Below are 14,918 nucleotides of genomic sequence, written 5' to 3' on the forward strand. Positions count from 1 at the left end.
AATGTGCGGATCGAGGCTGAGCTGATCACGGAGATTGCGATGGAAGAGGGCTTGCGGTTTGCCATTCGCGAGGGCGGACGTACGGTCGGCGCCGGTGTGGTGACCAAGATCCTCAAATAATATCGAAACGGGACGATCATGAGAGAATTGGTTATTCTTGAATGCACCGAATGCAAGCAGCGCAACTATACGACTGATAAAAACAAGCGCAAGCATTCCGGTCGCGTCGAGTTCAAAAAATATTGCAAATGGTGTAACAAGCGCACGATCCATAAGGAAACACGCTAGTTTACGGTGCAAAGTAGGCCTGTAGCACAATCGGCTAGTGCACTGGACTCCAAATCCAGGGGTTGGGGGTTCGAGTCCCTCCAGGCCTGCTTTTTTAAGCAAACAACAGATTCGTATAGATCCCGTCCTTATCGCAAAAGCGGAAAGCTATGATCGCAAAGATAAGACAGTTCTTTCAGGATGTGAAATCCGAGATGGCCAAAGTAAGCTGGCCGACCAAAGAGGAGCTAAAGGGCGAAACGGCGCTGGTCATCATCGTTTCCTTGGCGTTTTCAGTTTTTATCTTTGCCGTCGACCATCTGCTGTCTTGGTTAATTCAGTTGATTTATTAGGCTAAAGAATGGACGACGCAGGAAACATAGTGAGCGAAAACAGCGAGGCCAAGTGGTATGCCATCCACGTTCTTTCGGGACATGAGAGCAAGGTAAAGGCTCTCATCGAGAAAGAAGCGGCTCTTGCCGGCCTTGCTCACAAAATCGACAACATCGTCATCCCCTCCGAAGAGATAACGGAAATGAAGGATGGGAAAAAGCGGGTTCGTAAACGCATTATGTTCCCAGGTTACATGCTGGTACATATGGTTTACGACAAGCAGACGCGGCATCTCATCCTCAACATCCCCGGTGTGACCAATTTTGTCGGTCGCAAGGATGAACCTGTGCCCCTCAAACCGGAAGAAGCGGAGCGCATCATTGGACGGGAAGGCGGGCGGGATCGGCGCGTCACCCCGTTCCGGGTCGGCGATCTCATCAAAGTCATTGACGGGCCTTTCACCGATTTTACCGGCTTTGTCGATGAAGTGAACGAAGAGAAAAATAAAGTCAAAGTAATGGTCAGCATTTTCGGCCGTTCGACGCCCGTAGAACTGGATTTTCTGCAGGTGGAACTGGAACAGTAGGATTATAATGCTATGGCAAAAAAAGTAGTTGCACAAGTCAAACTTCAACTGCCCGCTGCTCATGCCACACCTTCCCCTCCTGTGGGGCCGGCGCTGGGCCAGCACGGCGTAAATTTGATGGAGTTCTGCAAAGCCTTCAATGCCAAGACGCAGGACAAGCAGGGACTCATCATTCCGGTCATTGTGACCGTTTATCAGGACCGCACTTTTACGTTCATCACCAAGACGCCTCCGGCTGCCGTGTTGTTGAAAAAAGCCGCAGGGCTTGAAAAAGGCTCCGGCGAACCCAACCGCAACAAGGTGGGAAAGGTCACTAAGGCGCAGATTCGGGAGATTGCCGAAACCAAAATGCCGGATCTCAATGCCAACGACATCGAGGCGGCCATGAGCATGATCGAAGGTACTGCCAGAAGCATGGGAATCGTTGTGGAAGGATAACCTTTCTGCACGCATTGTAACGGAGATAGAATGAAACGCAGTAAACGGTATCAGGAAGCCGCGGCCAAAATCGACAAGACCAAGCTTTATCCTCTGGATGAGGCCGTGAATTTGGTGCGCGAGCTTGCGCCTGCAAAATTCGACGAAACCGTAGAGCTTGCCGTCCGTTTGGGTGTCGATCCGCGCAAGGCTGATCAAATGGTTCGCGGAACCGTTATTCTGCCGGCCGGTACGGGCAAGCAGGTTCGAGTTTGCGTGATCGCCAAAGGCGAAAAAGAAAAGGAAGCCAAAGAAGCCGGAGCCGACTATGTGGGCGCCGAGGATCTGATTGAAAAGATTCAAGGCGGCTGGTTCGATTTCGACGTCATGATCGCTACGCCGGACGTCATGGGCCTGGTCGGAAAGCTGGGACGAATTCTCGGTCCACGCGGGCTTATGCCGAACCCCAAAGTCGGTACCGTAACCTTTGAAGTCGGCAAAGCCGTCCGCGATGCCAAGGCGGGCAAAATCGATTTTCGGGTCGACAAAACCGGTATTGTGCACGCCATTGTCGGGAAAAAGTCGTTCAGTCCGGACCAACTCAAGCAGAATATTCAGGCGCTGATGGAGACCATTCAACGGCTCAAGCCCTCGACGGCCAAAGGCGTCTACATAAAAAGCGTCAGCTTGTCCTCAACCATGAGTCCCGGCGTCAAAATTGACAAGAATACGATCAGTGAAGCGGCATAGCTGACCGTCACTAGCGAAGGAAACAACGATTATGCCTCAACCTGAAAAAATAGCCAAAGTCGAAACGATTACCGAAAGTCTAAGAAAAGCCAAAGGTGTTTATATCACCGACTTTTCGGGATTGACCGTCGAACAGATGACGCAGCTGCGGCGCGAATTCCGCAAAGCCCAGGTCGGGTATTTGGTGGTCAAGAATACGTTGGCCGAGCGCTCTTGTCGAGAGCTGGGAATGGATTCCATGATTCCTTTCCTCAAGGGTCCTACCGGCCTGGCGGTTGCGTACGGAGATCCGGTGGCGCCGGTGCGCATCATCGTGGAGTTTCTCAAAAAGAATAAAGAAAAAGGCAAGCCGGAGCTCAAGGGCGCTTTGGTCGAAGGTCAGTTGCTGAGCGCCGCCCAAGCCGAGGCTATGAAGGACTTGCCGACCCGCGAGCAGCTGATCGCTCAGGTGGTCGGCGCTATCGCCGCGCCGCTGAGCGGTTTGGCCGGAACGCTCAATTCGCTCATCGGCAAGTTCGTCGGCACATTGGATGCCGTGCGTGAGAAAAAAGAAGCTTAACGATCATACATTTAACGCTAACGGGAGGTTGAAATGCCCGAAGAAAAACAAGCAATGGTAGAGAATCAGGCGGCGGGAACCGAAGTTCAGGATCCTGAAGTCGAAAAGTTTGTAAAGGCCATAGAAGAGATGACTGTTCTGCAGTTGTCTAAATTGGTAAAAGCCTTGGAAAAACGCTTCGGCGTGACGGCTGCGGCGCCGGTAGCGGTGGCTGCTGCACCGGCGGCGGCTGCTGCTGCTCCGGCTGAAGCGGCTGAAGAAAAGACCGAATTCGACGTTATCCTCAAATCGGCCGGCGCCAATAAAATCAACGTGATCAAAGAGGTTCGCGCGCTGACCAACCTTGGGCTCAAGGAAGCCAAAGATTTGGTGGACGGAGCTCCGAGCGAAGTGAAGAAGGGCGTGAGCAAGGAAGAAGCGGCCGAGATCAAGGCAAAACTGGAAGCCGCAGGCGCCGTTGTCGAGATCAAATAGATCGGCCGCAGCGTCGATTGATTCTTAAAGCCGGACTGGAGCCTTCCAGTCCGGTTTTTGCGTGTTGATTAACCTTCCGAAGGGAGTGAAATCTTTGACAATCGGACAACCAAGGGTAAGAAAATCCTTCTCAAAGATCCCTGCCGCGGCAGAAATGCCGGATCTGCTTGACGTTCAGCTCAAATCTTTCGATGACTTTTTGCAAATGAATGTTTTGCCCCAGGAGCGACGCCATGTCGGCCTGCAGGCGGTCTTTGAAAGCATCTTCCCTATTGTAGACAGTCGGGAGAATTTCGAACTCGACTTTATCGAATATTATGTCGAGCCGCCCAAATACACGGTCGAAGAGTGTCAGGAGCGCGGCACAACCTATTCCGTCAGCATCAAGGCCAAGCTTCGGCTGTCCATCAAGGACGAGTATGATTCTCGGACGCCGTTTGCAAATTCCATCGAGCAAGTGGTCTATCTCGGCAACATTCCGATGATGACCGAGCGCGGTACTTTTATCATCAACGGCGCCGAGCGCATCATCGTCAGCCAGCTGCACCGCTCGCCGGGCGTTTTTTTCGACGAAATTACACACCCCAACGGAACCAAGCTCTTTTCCGCCCGCATCATTCCGTTGCGTGGTTCCTGGCTTGAGTTTACTACGGATATTTACGACCTCCTGAACGTCTATATCGATCGTCGAAAAAAATTCCTGGCAACGACGCTGCTGCGCGCCATCGGCTTTTCGACGGATCGCCAGATTTTGGATGCGTTCAACGTCATCAAAGTCATTCCCTGCACGAGGGAATCGTTGACGGAACACCTCGGCTCGCGAATCGTCGAGGATCTCGTCGATATGGAAACCGGCGAGGTCATTCTCGACCGCTATGCCGATTTGACCGAAGATAAAATAGATTTGGTGCTTCAGCTCGGCCTGAAATCCCTCGAGGTGCTTCCTTTCGACAGATTCTACGGCCAGGACATTATCAGCAACACGCTTCAGAAGGACCCCACCCACAGTCAGGAAGAGGCGCTGGAGCTCATTTACCGGCAGCTAAGGTCGAGCGAGCCGCCGGATCTGGAAACCGCAAAGCAACTCATCGAGCGGCTCTTTTTCAATCCCAAGCGCTATGAGCTCGGTGACGTCGGTCGGCACAGGATGAATAAAAAGCTCGGCATCAATGTGCCGCAGGACAATTGGGCTTTGACGCGCGAAGACATTATCGGCATTCTCAAGTACATGATTGACCTGCGACATGGCCGCAAGAACGCCGACGACATCGATCATTTGGGCAACCGTCGCGTCAAGACGGTCGGCGAACAGCTCTCGCAGCAGATGCTTCTCGGCATGTCGCGTATGGCGCGCACCATCAAAGAACGGATGAATCTGCGGGAAAGCGAAAACCTGACACCGCAGGATCTGGTCAATGCCCGCACGGTCATTTCGGTCGTCAATACCTTTTTCGGCACCAGTCAGTTATCGCAGTTTATGGATCAGACCAATCCCCTGGCTGAAATGACACATAAACGTCGTCTCTCGGCTTTGGGTCCCGGCGGTCTGACGCGCGAACGGGCCGGATTTGAAGTCCGCGACGTGCATTACACCCATTACGGTCGTCTCTGCCCGATCGAAACACCCGAAGGTCCGAACATTGGTCTGATTTCCTCCCTTACGACTTATGCGCGCATCAACGATTTCGGCTTCATCGAAGCTCCCTATCGCAAAGTCGTAGACGGTGTTGTGACCGACCAAATCGAGTATCTTTCGGCAGACGATGAAGAAGAAGAGATGGTCGCCCAGGCCAATGTGCAGCTGGATGAGCACAATCGTCTGGTGGGCGAGCGCATCAAGTGCCGTTATCGAAGCGAGTTTCCGGAAGTTGAGCCGAAGAAAGTCAGCTACATCGACGTTTCGCCGAATCAAATCGTGTCGGCGGCCGCGGCGCTGATTCCGTTCTTGGAACATGACGACGCCAACCGCGCCCTGATGGGCTCCAACATGCAGCGTCAGGCAGTGCCGCTGTTGAATCCCGAGGCGCCGATGGTCGGTACGGGTTTGGAAGCCAAAGTGGCGCGCGACTCCCGCGCCGTCATCGTCAGCGACGTCGACGGAGTGGTTGTTAAGGTCGATGCGCAGAAAATTGTTATCCGCAAGGACAGCGCCGAAAAAAGCGATGAAATCGACCGTCTGCTCAGTTTCGACGAAAGCGATACAGTCGTTTATAAATTGACCAAATTTAAGAGGACCAACCAGGATACCTGCATCAATCAGCGGCCGATCGTTTCAGAAGGCGAACGGGTGAAGAAAGGGCAGGTCATTGCCGACGGTCATGCAACCGACCACGGCGAGCTGGCTTTAGGCCGAAACGTGTTGGTCGCCTTTATGCCGTGGCGCGGTTACAACTTTGAAGACGCCATCATTGTTTCGGAACGGATCGTTCGCGATGACGTCTTTACTTCCGTGCATATCGAAGAGTTCGAGCTGCAGGTGCGCGATACCAAGCGCGGCGAGGAAGAGCTGACACGCGAAATCCCCAATGTCAGCGAAGAGGCGACCAAGAACCTGGATGAGAACGGCATCATTCGCGTCGGCGCAGAGGTGCGCGCGGGCGACATCCTGGTCGGTAAAGTCACGCCGAAGGGCGAGACCGATCCGACTCCCGAGGAGAAGCTTCTTAAAGCCATCTTTGGCGAAAAGGCAGGCGATGTCAAAGATGCTTCACTGAAGGGTTCGCCGGGGCTCAAGGGCGTGGTGATCGATACCAAGCTTTTCTCGCGCAAGAAAAAAGATGCCGAAACGCGTGAGCGCGACCGCCAGGAACTTGAGCGACTGGAAGAAATCCGCGATGCGGAAATTCAAAAGGCTAAACAGAAACGTGACGAAAAGCTGGCGGTGCTGCTGAAAGATCAGACAAGCGTCGACATTCGCGACGTTGCAGACGGCAAGGTGCTGATCAAGGCCAAGACCAAGCTCAGCAATGCGTTGATCAGCAAGCTCGATTTCGATCAGGTCGATTTTCGTTTTCCACTGGTAGAGGATGAGCAGACCAATCAGCTCATCAACAAAGTACTGGCGCGCTATGAGAAGAAGGTGCGCGACATTCAGGACGACTTTGAACTAAAGAAATTCAAGATTGTCGTCGGCGACGAGCTGCCTCCGGGCATCACGCAGATGGCCAAAGTTTATGTCGCCAAAAAGCGCAAATTGATGGTGGGCGACAAAATGGCCGGTCGACACGGCAACAAGGGTGTCGTATCCAAGATCGTGCCGATAGAAGACATGCCCTATTTGGAAGACGGAACGCCGGTCGACATCGTGCTCAATCCGTTGGGCGTACCTTCGCGAATGAACCTGGGCCAGATTCTCGAGACCAATTTAGGCTGGGCTGCCGCCAAGCTGGGCGTTTATTACGCTTCGCCGGTTTTTGACGGCGCCTCCCTGGCTGAAATTCAAGCGGAAATGGAAAAGGCCGGTCTGCCTATGACCGGAAAAACACGGCTCTATGACGGCCGAACCGGTGAGCCTTTCGACGAGGAGATCACCGTCGGCATGATTTACATGTTGAAATTGTCACATTTGGTTGAAGATAAAATCCATGCCCGCTCCATCGGACCGTATTCACTGATTACCCAGCAGCCGCTCGGCGGCAAGGCACAGTTCGGCGGTCAGCGGTTCGGAGAAATGGAGGTCTGGGCGCTGGAAGCCTACGGTGCGGCCTATACGCTGCAGGAAATACTGACCGTAAAAAGCGATGACGTTCGCGGAAGGTCGCGTGCCTATGAAGCAATCGTCAAGGGCGAAAATATTCCCGAGCCCGGTCTGCCGGAATCTTTTAATGTGCTGATTCGGGAAATGCAGGGGCTCGGGTTGGACGTCCAGTTAATCAACGAAAAAGAATCGTAGGCAGTCGGCTGAAGGTGTTCTTACAGCCTTGTGACGTCAGTTTGGAGGTGTTGATTTGAAACCCCTTATCGTGGTTGAAAATCCGACCAGCGCGGCAAGCTTTAATGCCATGTACATCGGCTTGGCATCGCCGGACAAGATTTTGGAACGTTCTTACGGCGAAGTAACCAAGCCGGAGACGATCAATTACCGTTCATTTAAGCCGGAAAAGGACGGTCTTTTCTGCGAAAAGATTTTCGGCCCTGTCCGCGATTACGAGTGCCACTGCGGCAAGTACAAGCGTATCCGCTATAAAGGCATCACTTGCGACCGCTGCGGCGTAGAAGTGACGACCAAGAGTGTCCGCCGCGAGCGGATGGGGCACATTACGCTGGCCGTGCCGGTGGTTCATATTTGGTATTGGAAATCGCTGCCTTCCAAAATCGGCTATGTGCTCGGGTTGAGCATGAAAAGTCTCGAGCGGATCATTTACTATGAAAATTATGTCGTCATCAATCCGGGGCGCAGCGGTCGAGCCGAGAAGGAGCTTCTCACTGAAGAAGAGTATCTCGATCTTGTCGAGAAAATGCGCGTTGAAGAAGCGGATCTGCCGGAAGACCAGCGCTTTAAGGCGGAAATGGGCGGCGGTGCGATTCTGCAGCTTTTGAAAAAGGTCAACCTGGACGAGCTGGCCAAAGAGCTGCGTCATGCCGTGGCCAACGAGACCTCTATTCAGCGCCGCAGCGAAGCCCTCAAGCGGCTCAAAGTCGTGGAGGCTTTTCGGCGCGCCAATCTTCGTCAAGAAAACCGTCCCGAATGGATGGTGATGACCGTCATTCCGGTCATTCCGCCGGAGCTTAGGCCGCTCGTGCCCTTGGAAGGCGGGCGGTTCGCCACTTCCGACCTGAACGACCTGTATCGACGGGTCATCATCCGCAACAATCGGCTGAAAAAACTGCTGGAAATTCGCGCGCCCGAAGTCATTCTCCGCAATGAAAAGCGCATGCTGCAGGAAGCGGTAGACTCTCTGTTCGATAACGGCCGCAAAACTTCGGCAGTCCGCAGCGACGGCAATCGCGCACTCAAGAGCCTCTCCGACATGCTGCGCGGCAAGCAGGGACGGTTCCGCCAAAACCTGCTCGGAAAACGTATCGACTACTCCGGTCGTTCGGTTATCGTGGTGGGGCCGGAGTTAAAGCTCCACCAGGCGGGACTTCCCAAAGAGATGGCCCTGGAGTTGTTCAAACCATTCGTCATCCGCAAGCTGGTCGAGCGCGGATTGGCCAAGACCGTCAAGAGCGCCAAAAAGCAGGTGGAGCGCGCAGGATCCGAGGTGTGGGACATCCTGGAAGAGATCATCGACGATCATCCGATCATGCTCAACCGCGCGCCGACGCTGCACCGTTTGGGCATCCAGGCGTTCCAGCCGGTATTGGTCGAAGGCAAAGCCATTCATCTGCATCCCCTGGTCTGCGCCGCATTCAACGCCGACTTTGACGGGGACCAGATGGCCGTGCATGTGCCGCTTTCATTTTATGCGCAGATCGAAACCAAGCTGCTCATGCTGTCGAGTCACAATTTGCTCTCGCCCGCGCACGGCAGACCTTTGGCCATTCCCAGCCAGGACATCGTTCTTGGGCTTTACTATCTCACGAAAAAGCGCAGCGGTGAGCCTGGAGAGAACAAAATATTCTCTTCCATGGAGGAAGTCCTGGTCGCCTATCATGAGGGCGTCATCGGACTTCATGCCGCCATTAAGGTACGCTATGACGGCACGTTAATCGATACCACGGTCGGGCGCGTCATTCTCAACGATATTCTGCCCAAAGAACTGCATTTTGTCAACACGCTGCTGACCAAAAAAGGCATCGAGGAGCTGGTGGCGCAAGCCTACAACAAACTCGGCAACGCGCGCACTGCGCAGCTTTTGGACGATCTCAAGGAGCTGGGCTTTTATTACGCCATGAAATCCGGCGCCAGCATCGGCATCTACGACGTCATCGTGCCGGAGGGCAAGCAGCAGCTGATCGAGAACGCCTACAAGGCAGTCGACACGATACAAAAGCGCTATGAGCGCGGTATCATCACCGACGGCGAACGGTACAACCAAATCATCGACATCTGGACACACACGACCAGCAACGTCGCGGAAAAGATGTTCGAAACGTTGGCCAAGGATCGTCAAGGCTTTAACCCGATTTTCATGATGGCTGACTCGGGCGCCCGCGGTTCCAAAGAGCAAATCCGACAGCTTGCGGGCATGCGCGGACTGATGGCCAAGCCGCAGAAAAAGATGACGGGCTCCATGGGCGAAATCATCGAAAGCCCCATCACCGCCAATTTCCGCGAAGGCCTAAGCATGCTCGAGTATTTTATCTCGACGCATGGCGCGCGTAAAGGTCTTGCCGATACGGCTCTAAAGACTGCAGACGCGGGTTACCTGACGCGGCGTCTCGTCGATGTGGCCCAGGATGTCATCGTTACCGAGCATGACTGTGGTACGATCTTGGGTCTGCGCGTCGGCGACCTGAAAGAGGGCGAGGACGTCATCGAATCCATTCGCGACCGCATCGTCGGACGCGTGGCGGCGGAAGAGGTCTTTCACCCCGATACCGGCGACATCATCGTCGAATCGGGGCAAATGATTACTGAAGAGATTGCCGATGCCATTGTCGAAGCAGGCATAGACAATGTGATGATTCGGTCGGTGCTCACCTGTGAGTCGCAGCGCGGCGTTTGCGCGCTCTGCTACGGCCGCAACCTGGCTACCGGAAAGCTGGTGAACATCGGCGAAGCGGTGGGCGTTATGGCCGCGCAATCGATCGGCGAGCCGGGCACGCAGCTGACTCTGCGAACCTTCCACATCGGCGGTACGGCTTCGCGCATCGCGGCGCAGTCCCAAGTGGTGGCAAAGCAGGACGGCATTGTGCATTGGGATAATCTCAAGTATGCCGAACGGGAAGACGGCGAAATCATCTCTCTTGGCAGAAACGGCCGGATTCGCGTCGTCGACGACGATGACCGGGTTATCGAGCGTTTCTCGGTACCCTATGCCGCCACCGTGCTGGTTAAGGACGGCGAGAGGGTGACCAAGGGCAAGGTGATCTTTAAATGGGATCCCTATTCGGCAACGATTCTCTCGACGCACAGCGGTAAGGCCAAGTTCATCGACATCATCGAAGGCATTACGGTACGCGAAGAACTCGACGAAACGACCGGCATGAAGCAGCGTCAGATCATCGAGGCGCGCAGCAAGAATCTGAACCCGATGGTCGCCATACTCGACGAAAACGGCGAGCAGGTGGCAAGCTTTGTGTTGCCGGTCGGCTCTTTCCTGCAGATTCATGACGGCGACGAGATCAAGGCCGGCGATTCGCTGGTCAAGATTCCGCGCGAGATCGCCAAAACGCGCGACATCACCGGCGGTCTGCCGAGAGTGGCGGAATTGTTCGAGGCGCGTCGTCCCAAAGATCCGGCCGTTGTCAGCGAAATCGACGGTATCGTTCGGTTCGGAGAGCTCAAGCGCGGCATTCGCAAGCTGATCATCACCTCCGAAGACGGCCACGAAGAGAAGCAGTACCTTATACCCTATGGTAAGCACATCCTCGTGCATGACGGAGATTTTGTGCACGCCGGTGAAAAGCTTTCCGAGGGCTCTATTGCGCCGCACGACATTTTGGCCATCATGGGCGCCAATAAGGTACAGGAATATCTCGTAAACGAAATTCAAGAAGTTTACCGACTGCAGGGTGTGCGCATCAACGACAAGCATATTGAAGTGATCGTACGCCAGATGCTGCAAAAGGTAAAGATCGAGGATCCCGGTGACACCATGTATTTGGTCGGCGACCAGGTCGATCGGCTCAAATTCCTGAAGGAAAACGAGGAAATTCGGCGCTATGTGGTCATTACCGATCCCGGAGATTCAAAATATCAACAAGATGAGCTGGTATTAGCGGAGGAATTCCGCAAAACGGTCGCCGCTCTGGAAGAAAAAGGCAAGCGGCCTCCGCAATCCAGGCCCGCACAACCGGCAACCTTTCAGCCGCTGCTTCTGGGCATCACAAAGGCGTCTTTAACGACGGAGAGCTTTTTGTCCGCAGCATCTTTCCAGGAAACGACGCGCGTTCTGACCGATGCGGCCGTGGCCGGTAAGATCGACTATTTGCGCGGATTGAAGGAAAACGTCATCATGGGACACATGATTCCGGCAGGCACGGGCGTGCGCAAATTCAACAACCTGCGCGTCAGCGGTCCCGACTTGTACGATGAAGAGGATTTTAAAGGCGCCATCATCACCAGTTCGTCTGATGAAGACGAGGAATTTGAAAATTTGAACGATGAATGATAAAAATAGCTTGCATTTAAATCTGGATGTTTTTAAATTATACGGCTTTACAAACGACGAGGAGGATACGTGCCCACTCTTAATCAACTTGTAAGACTCGGGCGAAAGAGAGTAGCGAAAAAAGGAACGGCGCCGGCTCTGCAGGGTTCACCGCAAAAGCGCGGCGTATGTACCCGCGTTTATACAACGACTCCCAAAAAACCCAATTCGGCCTTGCGCAAAGTCGCGCGCGTTCGATTGAGTAACGGGATCGAAGTAACCGCCTATATTCCGGGAGAAGGGCATAATCTGCAGGAGCACTCGATCGTTTTGATCCGCGGCGGACGCGTAAAGGATCTGCCGGGTGTTCGATATCACATTATCCGCGGTGTTTTGGACACCAGCGGAGTTCAGGATCGTAAGCAAGGCCGTTCCAAATACGGCACAAAGTTGAAAAAATAGTTGATTGAAAGCTTGAAAACCTACTATGCCGAGAAGAAAAAGACCAACAAAACGTCAAGTTTTGCCCGATCCGAAATTTAACAGCGTGCTGGTTACCAAGTTTATCAACGGCCTGTTACGAGACGGGAAGCGGAGTGTAGCTGAGCAGATTTTTTATAAAGCAATTGATATTTGCAGTCAAAAGACCAATGCGCAGGGAATAGAGATCTTTCAAAAGGCGATCGAAAACGTCAAGCCCTATTTGGAAGTCCGTTCCCGCCGCGTCGGAGGTGCGACTTATCAAGTTCCGGTCGAGATTCGTGCGGATCGACAGCAAGCTCTGGCCATTCGATGGATCATCCAGTTTGCCAGAGCGCGATCGGAAAAAACCATGGCTGAAAAACTGGCCGGCGAACTCATCGCCGCCTCTAAAAACGAAGGTTCTTCCATAAAGAAACGGGAAGATACGCACAAGATGGCCGAAGCCAACAAGGCTTTCGCCCACTTTAAATGGTGATCATTCCCGCCGGTCTTGCAGTCCAACTCCAATCCAATTAACGCCGGAGGCGGGATTGGAAAGTAGTTGTAAGACTCTGGCGCTCTGAAGCGACTGAAAAAGACCACCGATGGGATTTCGTCGCGCGGCGTCATGTGTCTTGAACTGCGCGGCGGCTCAGATTGGTGGTTTTTTTATGCAGAAACGGTCGCTGGAAAAAATTCGCAACATCGGCATCATGGCGCACATCGATGCCGGCAAGACCACGACCACCGAGCGGATTCTCTATTACACCGGTAAGGTTCACAAGATCGGCGAGGTGGACGAGGGTTCGGCGACCATGGATTGGATGCAGCAGGAAAAGGAGCGCGGCATCACCATAACCTCCGCCTCTATTTCCTGTGAATGGAAAGGTCATCAGATCAATATCATCGATACTCCCGGTCATGTCGATTTTACCGTGGAGGTCGAGCGTTCTTTGAGAGTTTTGGACGGAGCGGTTGCGATCTTTTGCGCCGTAGGCGGAGTTGAGCCGCAGTCGGAAACCGTCTGGATGCAGGCCAACAAGTACCATGTGCCGCGGATCGCCTTTGTCAACAAAATGGATCGTCTGGGCGCTGATTTCTTTAATGTCATCGAAATGATGAAAGAAAAGCTCCAGACTCGGCCGCTGATCGTCGAATTGCCCGTCGGCTCCGGCGACAATTTCAGCGGCATCATCGATCTGATCGGCATGAAAAAGATCGTCTACGATGATGACACGCTCGGCGCAGTGTGGCACGAAATGGAGATTCCCGAAGATTATCGTGAAGCGGCCGAACGTTACCGTCATGAGCTGCTCGAGTCGCTTTGCGATTTTGATGACGAGCTCTTTGAAAAATATCTGAGCGGCGAGGCGATCGACAGTGCGTTGATCAATCGCGCCATCCGCAAGGCGACGCTTTCCTTCAAAGGCGTGCCGGTATTATGCGGAGCCGCCGTGCGCAACAAGGGCGTACAAAAGCTCCTCGATGCGGTCGTTGACTATCTGCCGAGCCCGTTGGACATTCCGCCGGTCGAAGGCGAAAATCCCTACACGGGAAAAATTGAAAAGCGTCATGCCTCGATCGATGAGCCGTTTACGGCGCTGGCGTTCAAGGTGCAATCGGATCCTTACGTCGGGCGGCTGACTTATTGCCGGGTCTACTCGGGCAGCATCGAAGCGGGAATGACGGCGCTCAACACAACGACCAACAAAAAAGAGCGCCTGGCGCGTCTGCTTTTAATGGCCGCAAATAAACAGCAGGACATTCCGCGGGCTACGGCGGGCGACATCATCGCCGTCATCGGCCTTCGAGATACCAAAACCGGCCATACGCTGTGCGACCCGAAGCATCCGATCGTCCTCGAAGAAGTTACTTTTCCGGTACCCGTGATCTTTGTCGGCATCGAACCGAAATCAAAAGCCGATGAAGAAAAGCTGGTCAATGCGCTGAATATGCTTGCCGACGAAGACCCGACCTTTCAATTCAGCGTCGATCAGGAGACGGGGCAGATGCTGATCTCGGGCATGGGCGAGCTTCATTTGGAGATCATCGTCGACCGCCTGATCCGAGAGTTCAAAGTCGCCGCCAATGTCGGCAAGCCGATGGTGGCATACCGCGAGACGATCACGCGCAAGGTGCGCAGCGAAGCGGTTTTTGAGCGGCAGGCTGCCGGTAAGGGACAGTTTGCCCGCATCGTGGTCGATATCGAGCCCTCGGAACCCGGACGGTACTTTGAGTTCGTCAATGAGCTGCCGCCGGGAATGATCCCGAGAGAATTCATCAAGCCGATCGCCGACGGGCTGAGGGACGCCATGTCGAGCGGTTCCATCGCCGGCTATCCCATCATAGATATCAAGGCGACGCTGGTCGATGCCGCTTACGACGAGGCGCTCTCTTCGGAGCTCGCTTTCAAAGCGGCCGCTTCAATGGCTCTGCAGGATGCGGTGCGAAAGGCGGCGCCGGTTTTGATGGAGCCGGTGATGCAGCTGGAAGTGATTACACCGGAGGATTACACGGGAGCGATCTTGAGCGATCTGGCAGGCCGGCGGGCAAAGATCGAGAATTACAGCTCGCGCGGCGGGCGGCAGGTTATTTCGGCCAAGGTGCCCCTGGCAGAGATGTTCGGCTATGCCACGGCACTGCGCAACATGTCGCAAGGTCGGGCAATCTTTACAATGCAGTTTTCCAATTATGAAGTCATTGCCGCCGATGTGGCAAAGAAACTGTTGGAGAAAATGGGTTTGGTTGTATAAAGGAACAAAGGAAGGAGAGACGATAAAATGGCGAAGGCGAAGTTTGAGCGGAAGAAGCCGCATGTGAATATAGGGACGATCGGGCACGTGGATCACGGCAAGACGACGTTGACGGCGGC

Annotated in this window: 14 protein-coding genes and 1 tRNA gene; all 15 read left to right on the forward strand. The window is 54.0% G+C overall.

Annotated features, from left to right (window positions below; translation table 11 throughout):
- Positions 1–120: hypothetical protein (locus tag ONB24_14715; protein ID MDZ7317362.1), on the forward strand; the 120-nt coding region annotated here is incomplete at its 5' end.
- A gap of 18 nt (positions 121–138) precedes the next feature.
- Positions 139–288, forward strand: coding sequence for a 50S ribosomal protein L33 (gene rpmG, locus ONB24_14720; protein ID MDZ7317363.1), 150 nt, complete (start codon positions 139–141; stop codon positions 286–288).
- A gap of 15 nt (positions 289–303) precedes the next feature.
- Positions 304–377, forward strand: a tRNA-Trp gene (locus tag ONB24_14725).
- A gap of 60 nt (positions 378–437) precedes the next feature.
- Positions 438–620 (forward strand): preprotein translocase subunit SecE, encoded by a 183-nt coding sequence (gene secE, locus ONB24_14730; GenBank protein MDZ7317364.1) that lies wholly within the window; start codon positions 438–440, stop codon positions 618–620.
- 29 nt (positions 621–649) lie between these two features.
- Positions 650–1,186, forward strand: coding sequence for a transcription termination/antitermination protein NusG (nusG, locus tag ONB24_14735; protein MDZ7317365.1), 537 nt, complete (start codon positions 650–652; stop codon positions 1,184–1,186).
- 12 nt (positions 1,187–1,198) lie between these two features.
- On the forward strand, positions 1,199–1,624 hold the full coding sequence (gene rplK, locus ONB24_14740; GenBank protein MDZ7317366.1) for a 50S ribosomal protein L11: 426 nt from the start codon (positions 1,199–1,201) through the stop codon (positions 1,622–1,624).
- A gap of 30 nt (positions 1,625–1,654) precedes the next feature.
- Complete coding sequence (rplA, locus tag ONB24_14745) at positions 1,655–2,353, forward strand: 50S ribosomal protein L1 (GenBank protein MDZ7317367.1); 699 nt, start codon at positions 1,655–1,657, stop codon at positions 2,351–2,353.
- 31 nt (positions 2,354–2,384) lie between these two features.
- Complete coding sequence (rplJ, locus tag ONB24_14750) at positions 2,385–2,912, forward strand: 50S ribosomal protein L10 (protein ID MDZ7317368.1); 528 nt, start codon at positions 2,385–2,387, stop codon at positions 2,910–2,912.
- A gap of 54 nt (positions 2,913–2,966) precedes the next feature.
- The gene (gene rplL / locus ONB24_14755) at positions 2,967–3,386 is read left to right on the forward strand and encodes a 50S ribosomal protein L7/L12 (protein MDZ7317369.1); all 420 of its coding nucleotides are present in this window, start codon (positions 2,967–2,969) and stop codon (positions 3,384–3,386) included.
- A gap of 94 nt (positions 3,387–3,480) precedes the next feature.
- Positions 3,481–7,278, forward strand: a complete 3,798-nt coding sequence (gene rpoB, locus ONB24_14760; GenBank protein ID MDZ7317370.1) for a DNA-directed RNA polymerase subunit beta — start codon at positions 3,481–3,483, stop codon at positions 7,276–7,278.
- A 109-nt stretch (positions 7,279–7,387) separates the two neighbouring features.
- Positions 7,388–11,605, forward strand: a complete 4,218-nt coding sequence (gene rpoC / locus ONB24_14765; GenBank protein ID MDZ7317371.1) for a DNA-directed RNA polymerase subunit beta' — start codon at positions 7,388–7,390, stop codon at positions 11,603–11,605.
- 69 nt (positions 11,606–11,674) lie between these two features.
- Positions 11,675–12,046, forward strand: coding sequence for a 30S ribosomal protein S12 (rpsL, locus tag ONB24_14770; protein ID MDZ7317372.1), 372 nt, complete (start codon positions 11,675–11,677; stop codon positions 12,044–12,046).
- A gap of 25 nt (positions 12,047–12,071) precedes the next feature.
- Positions 12,072–12,542: a 30S ribosomal protein S7 gene (gene rpsG / locus ONB24_14775; protein MDZ7317373.1), complete on the forward strand. Its 471-nt coding sequence runs from the start codon at positions 12,072–12,074 to the stop codon at positions 12,540–12,542.
- A gap of 175 nt (positions 12,543–12,717) precedes the next feature.
- Positions 12,718–14,799 carry an elongation factor G gene (gene fusA / locus ONB24_14780; protein ID MDZ7317374.1) on the forward strand — a complete coding sequence of 694 codons (2,082 nt, stop codon included), beginning with the start codon at positions 12,718–12,720 and terminating at the stop codon, positions 14,797–14,799.
- A 27-nt stretch (positions 14,800–14,826) separates the two neighbouring features.
- The coding region (locus ONB24_14785) for a GTP-binding protein (GenBank protein ID MDZ7317375.1) at positions 14,827–14,918 on the forward strand (92 nt) is incomplete at its 3' end.

This window comes from candidate division KSB1 bacterium (assembly GCA_034505495.1).
Classification (GTDB): Bacteria; Zhuqueibacterota; Zhuqueibacteria; order Residuimicrobiales; family Krinioviventaceae; genus Fontimicrobium_A.

Bases quoted from the DNA above. Each gene is read 5' to 3' on its own strand.
- rpmG (MDZ7317363.1), top strand. From the start codon at position 139: ATGAGAGAATTGGTTATTCTTGAATGCACCGAATGCAAGCAGCGCAAC.
- secE (MDZ7317364.1), top strand. From the start codon at position 438: ATGATCGCAAAGATAAGACAGTTCTTTCAGGATGTGAAATCCGAGATG.
- rplK (MDZ7317366.1), top strand. From the start codon at position 1,199: ATGGCAAAAAAAGTAGTTGCACAAGTCAAACTTCAACTGCCCGCTGCT.
- rplA (MDZ7317367.1), top strand. From the start codon at position 1,655: ATGAAACGCAGTAAACGGTATCAGGAAGCCGCGGCCAAAATCGACAAG.
- rplJ (MDZ7317368.1), top strand. From the start codon at position 2,385: ATGCCTCAACCTGAAAAAATAGCCAAAGTCGAAACGATTACCGAAAGT.
- rplL (MDZ7317369.1), top strand. From the start codon at position 2,967: ATGGTAGAGAATCAGGCGGCGGGAACCGAAGTTCAGGATCCTGAAGTC.
- rpoC (MDZ7317371.1), top strand. From the start codon at position 7,388: ATGTACATCGGCTTGGCATCGCCGGACAAGATTTTGGAACGTTCTTAC.
- rpsG (MDZ7317373.1), top strand. From the start codon at position 12,072: ATGCCGAGAAGAAAAAGACCAACAAAACGTCAAGTTTTGCCCGATCCG.
- fusA (MDZ7317374.1), top strand. From the start codon at position 12,718: ATGCAGAAACGGTCGCTGGAAAAAATTCGCAACATCGGCATCATGGCG.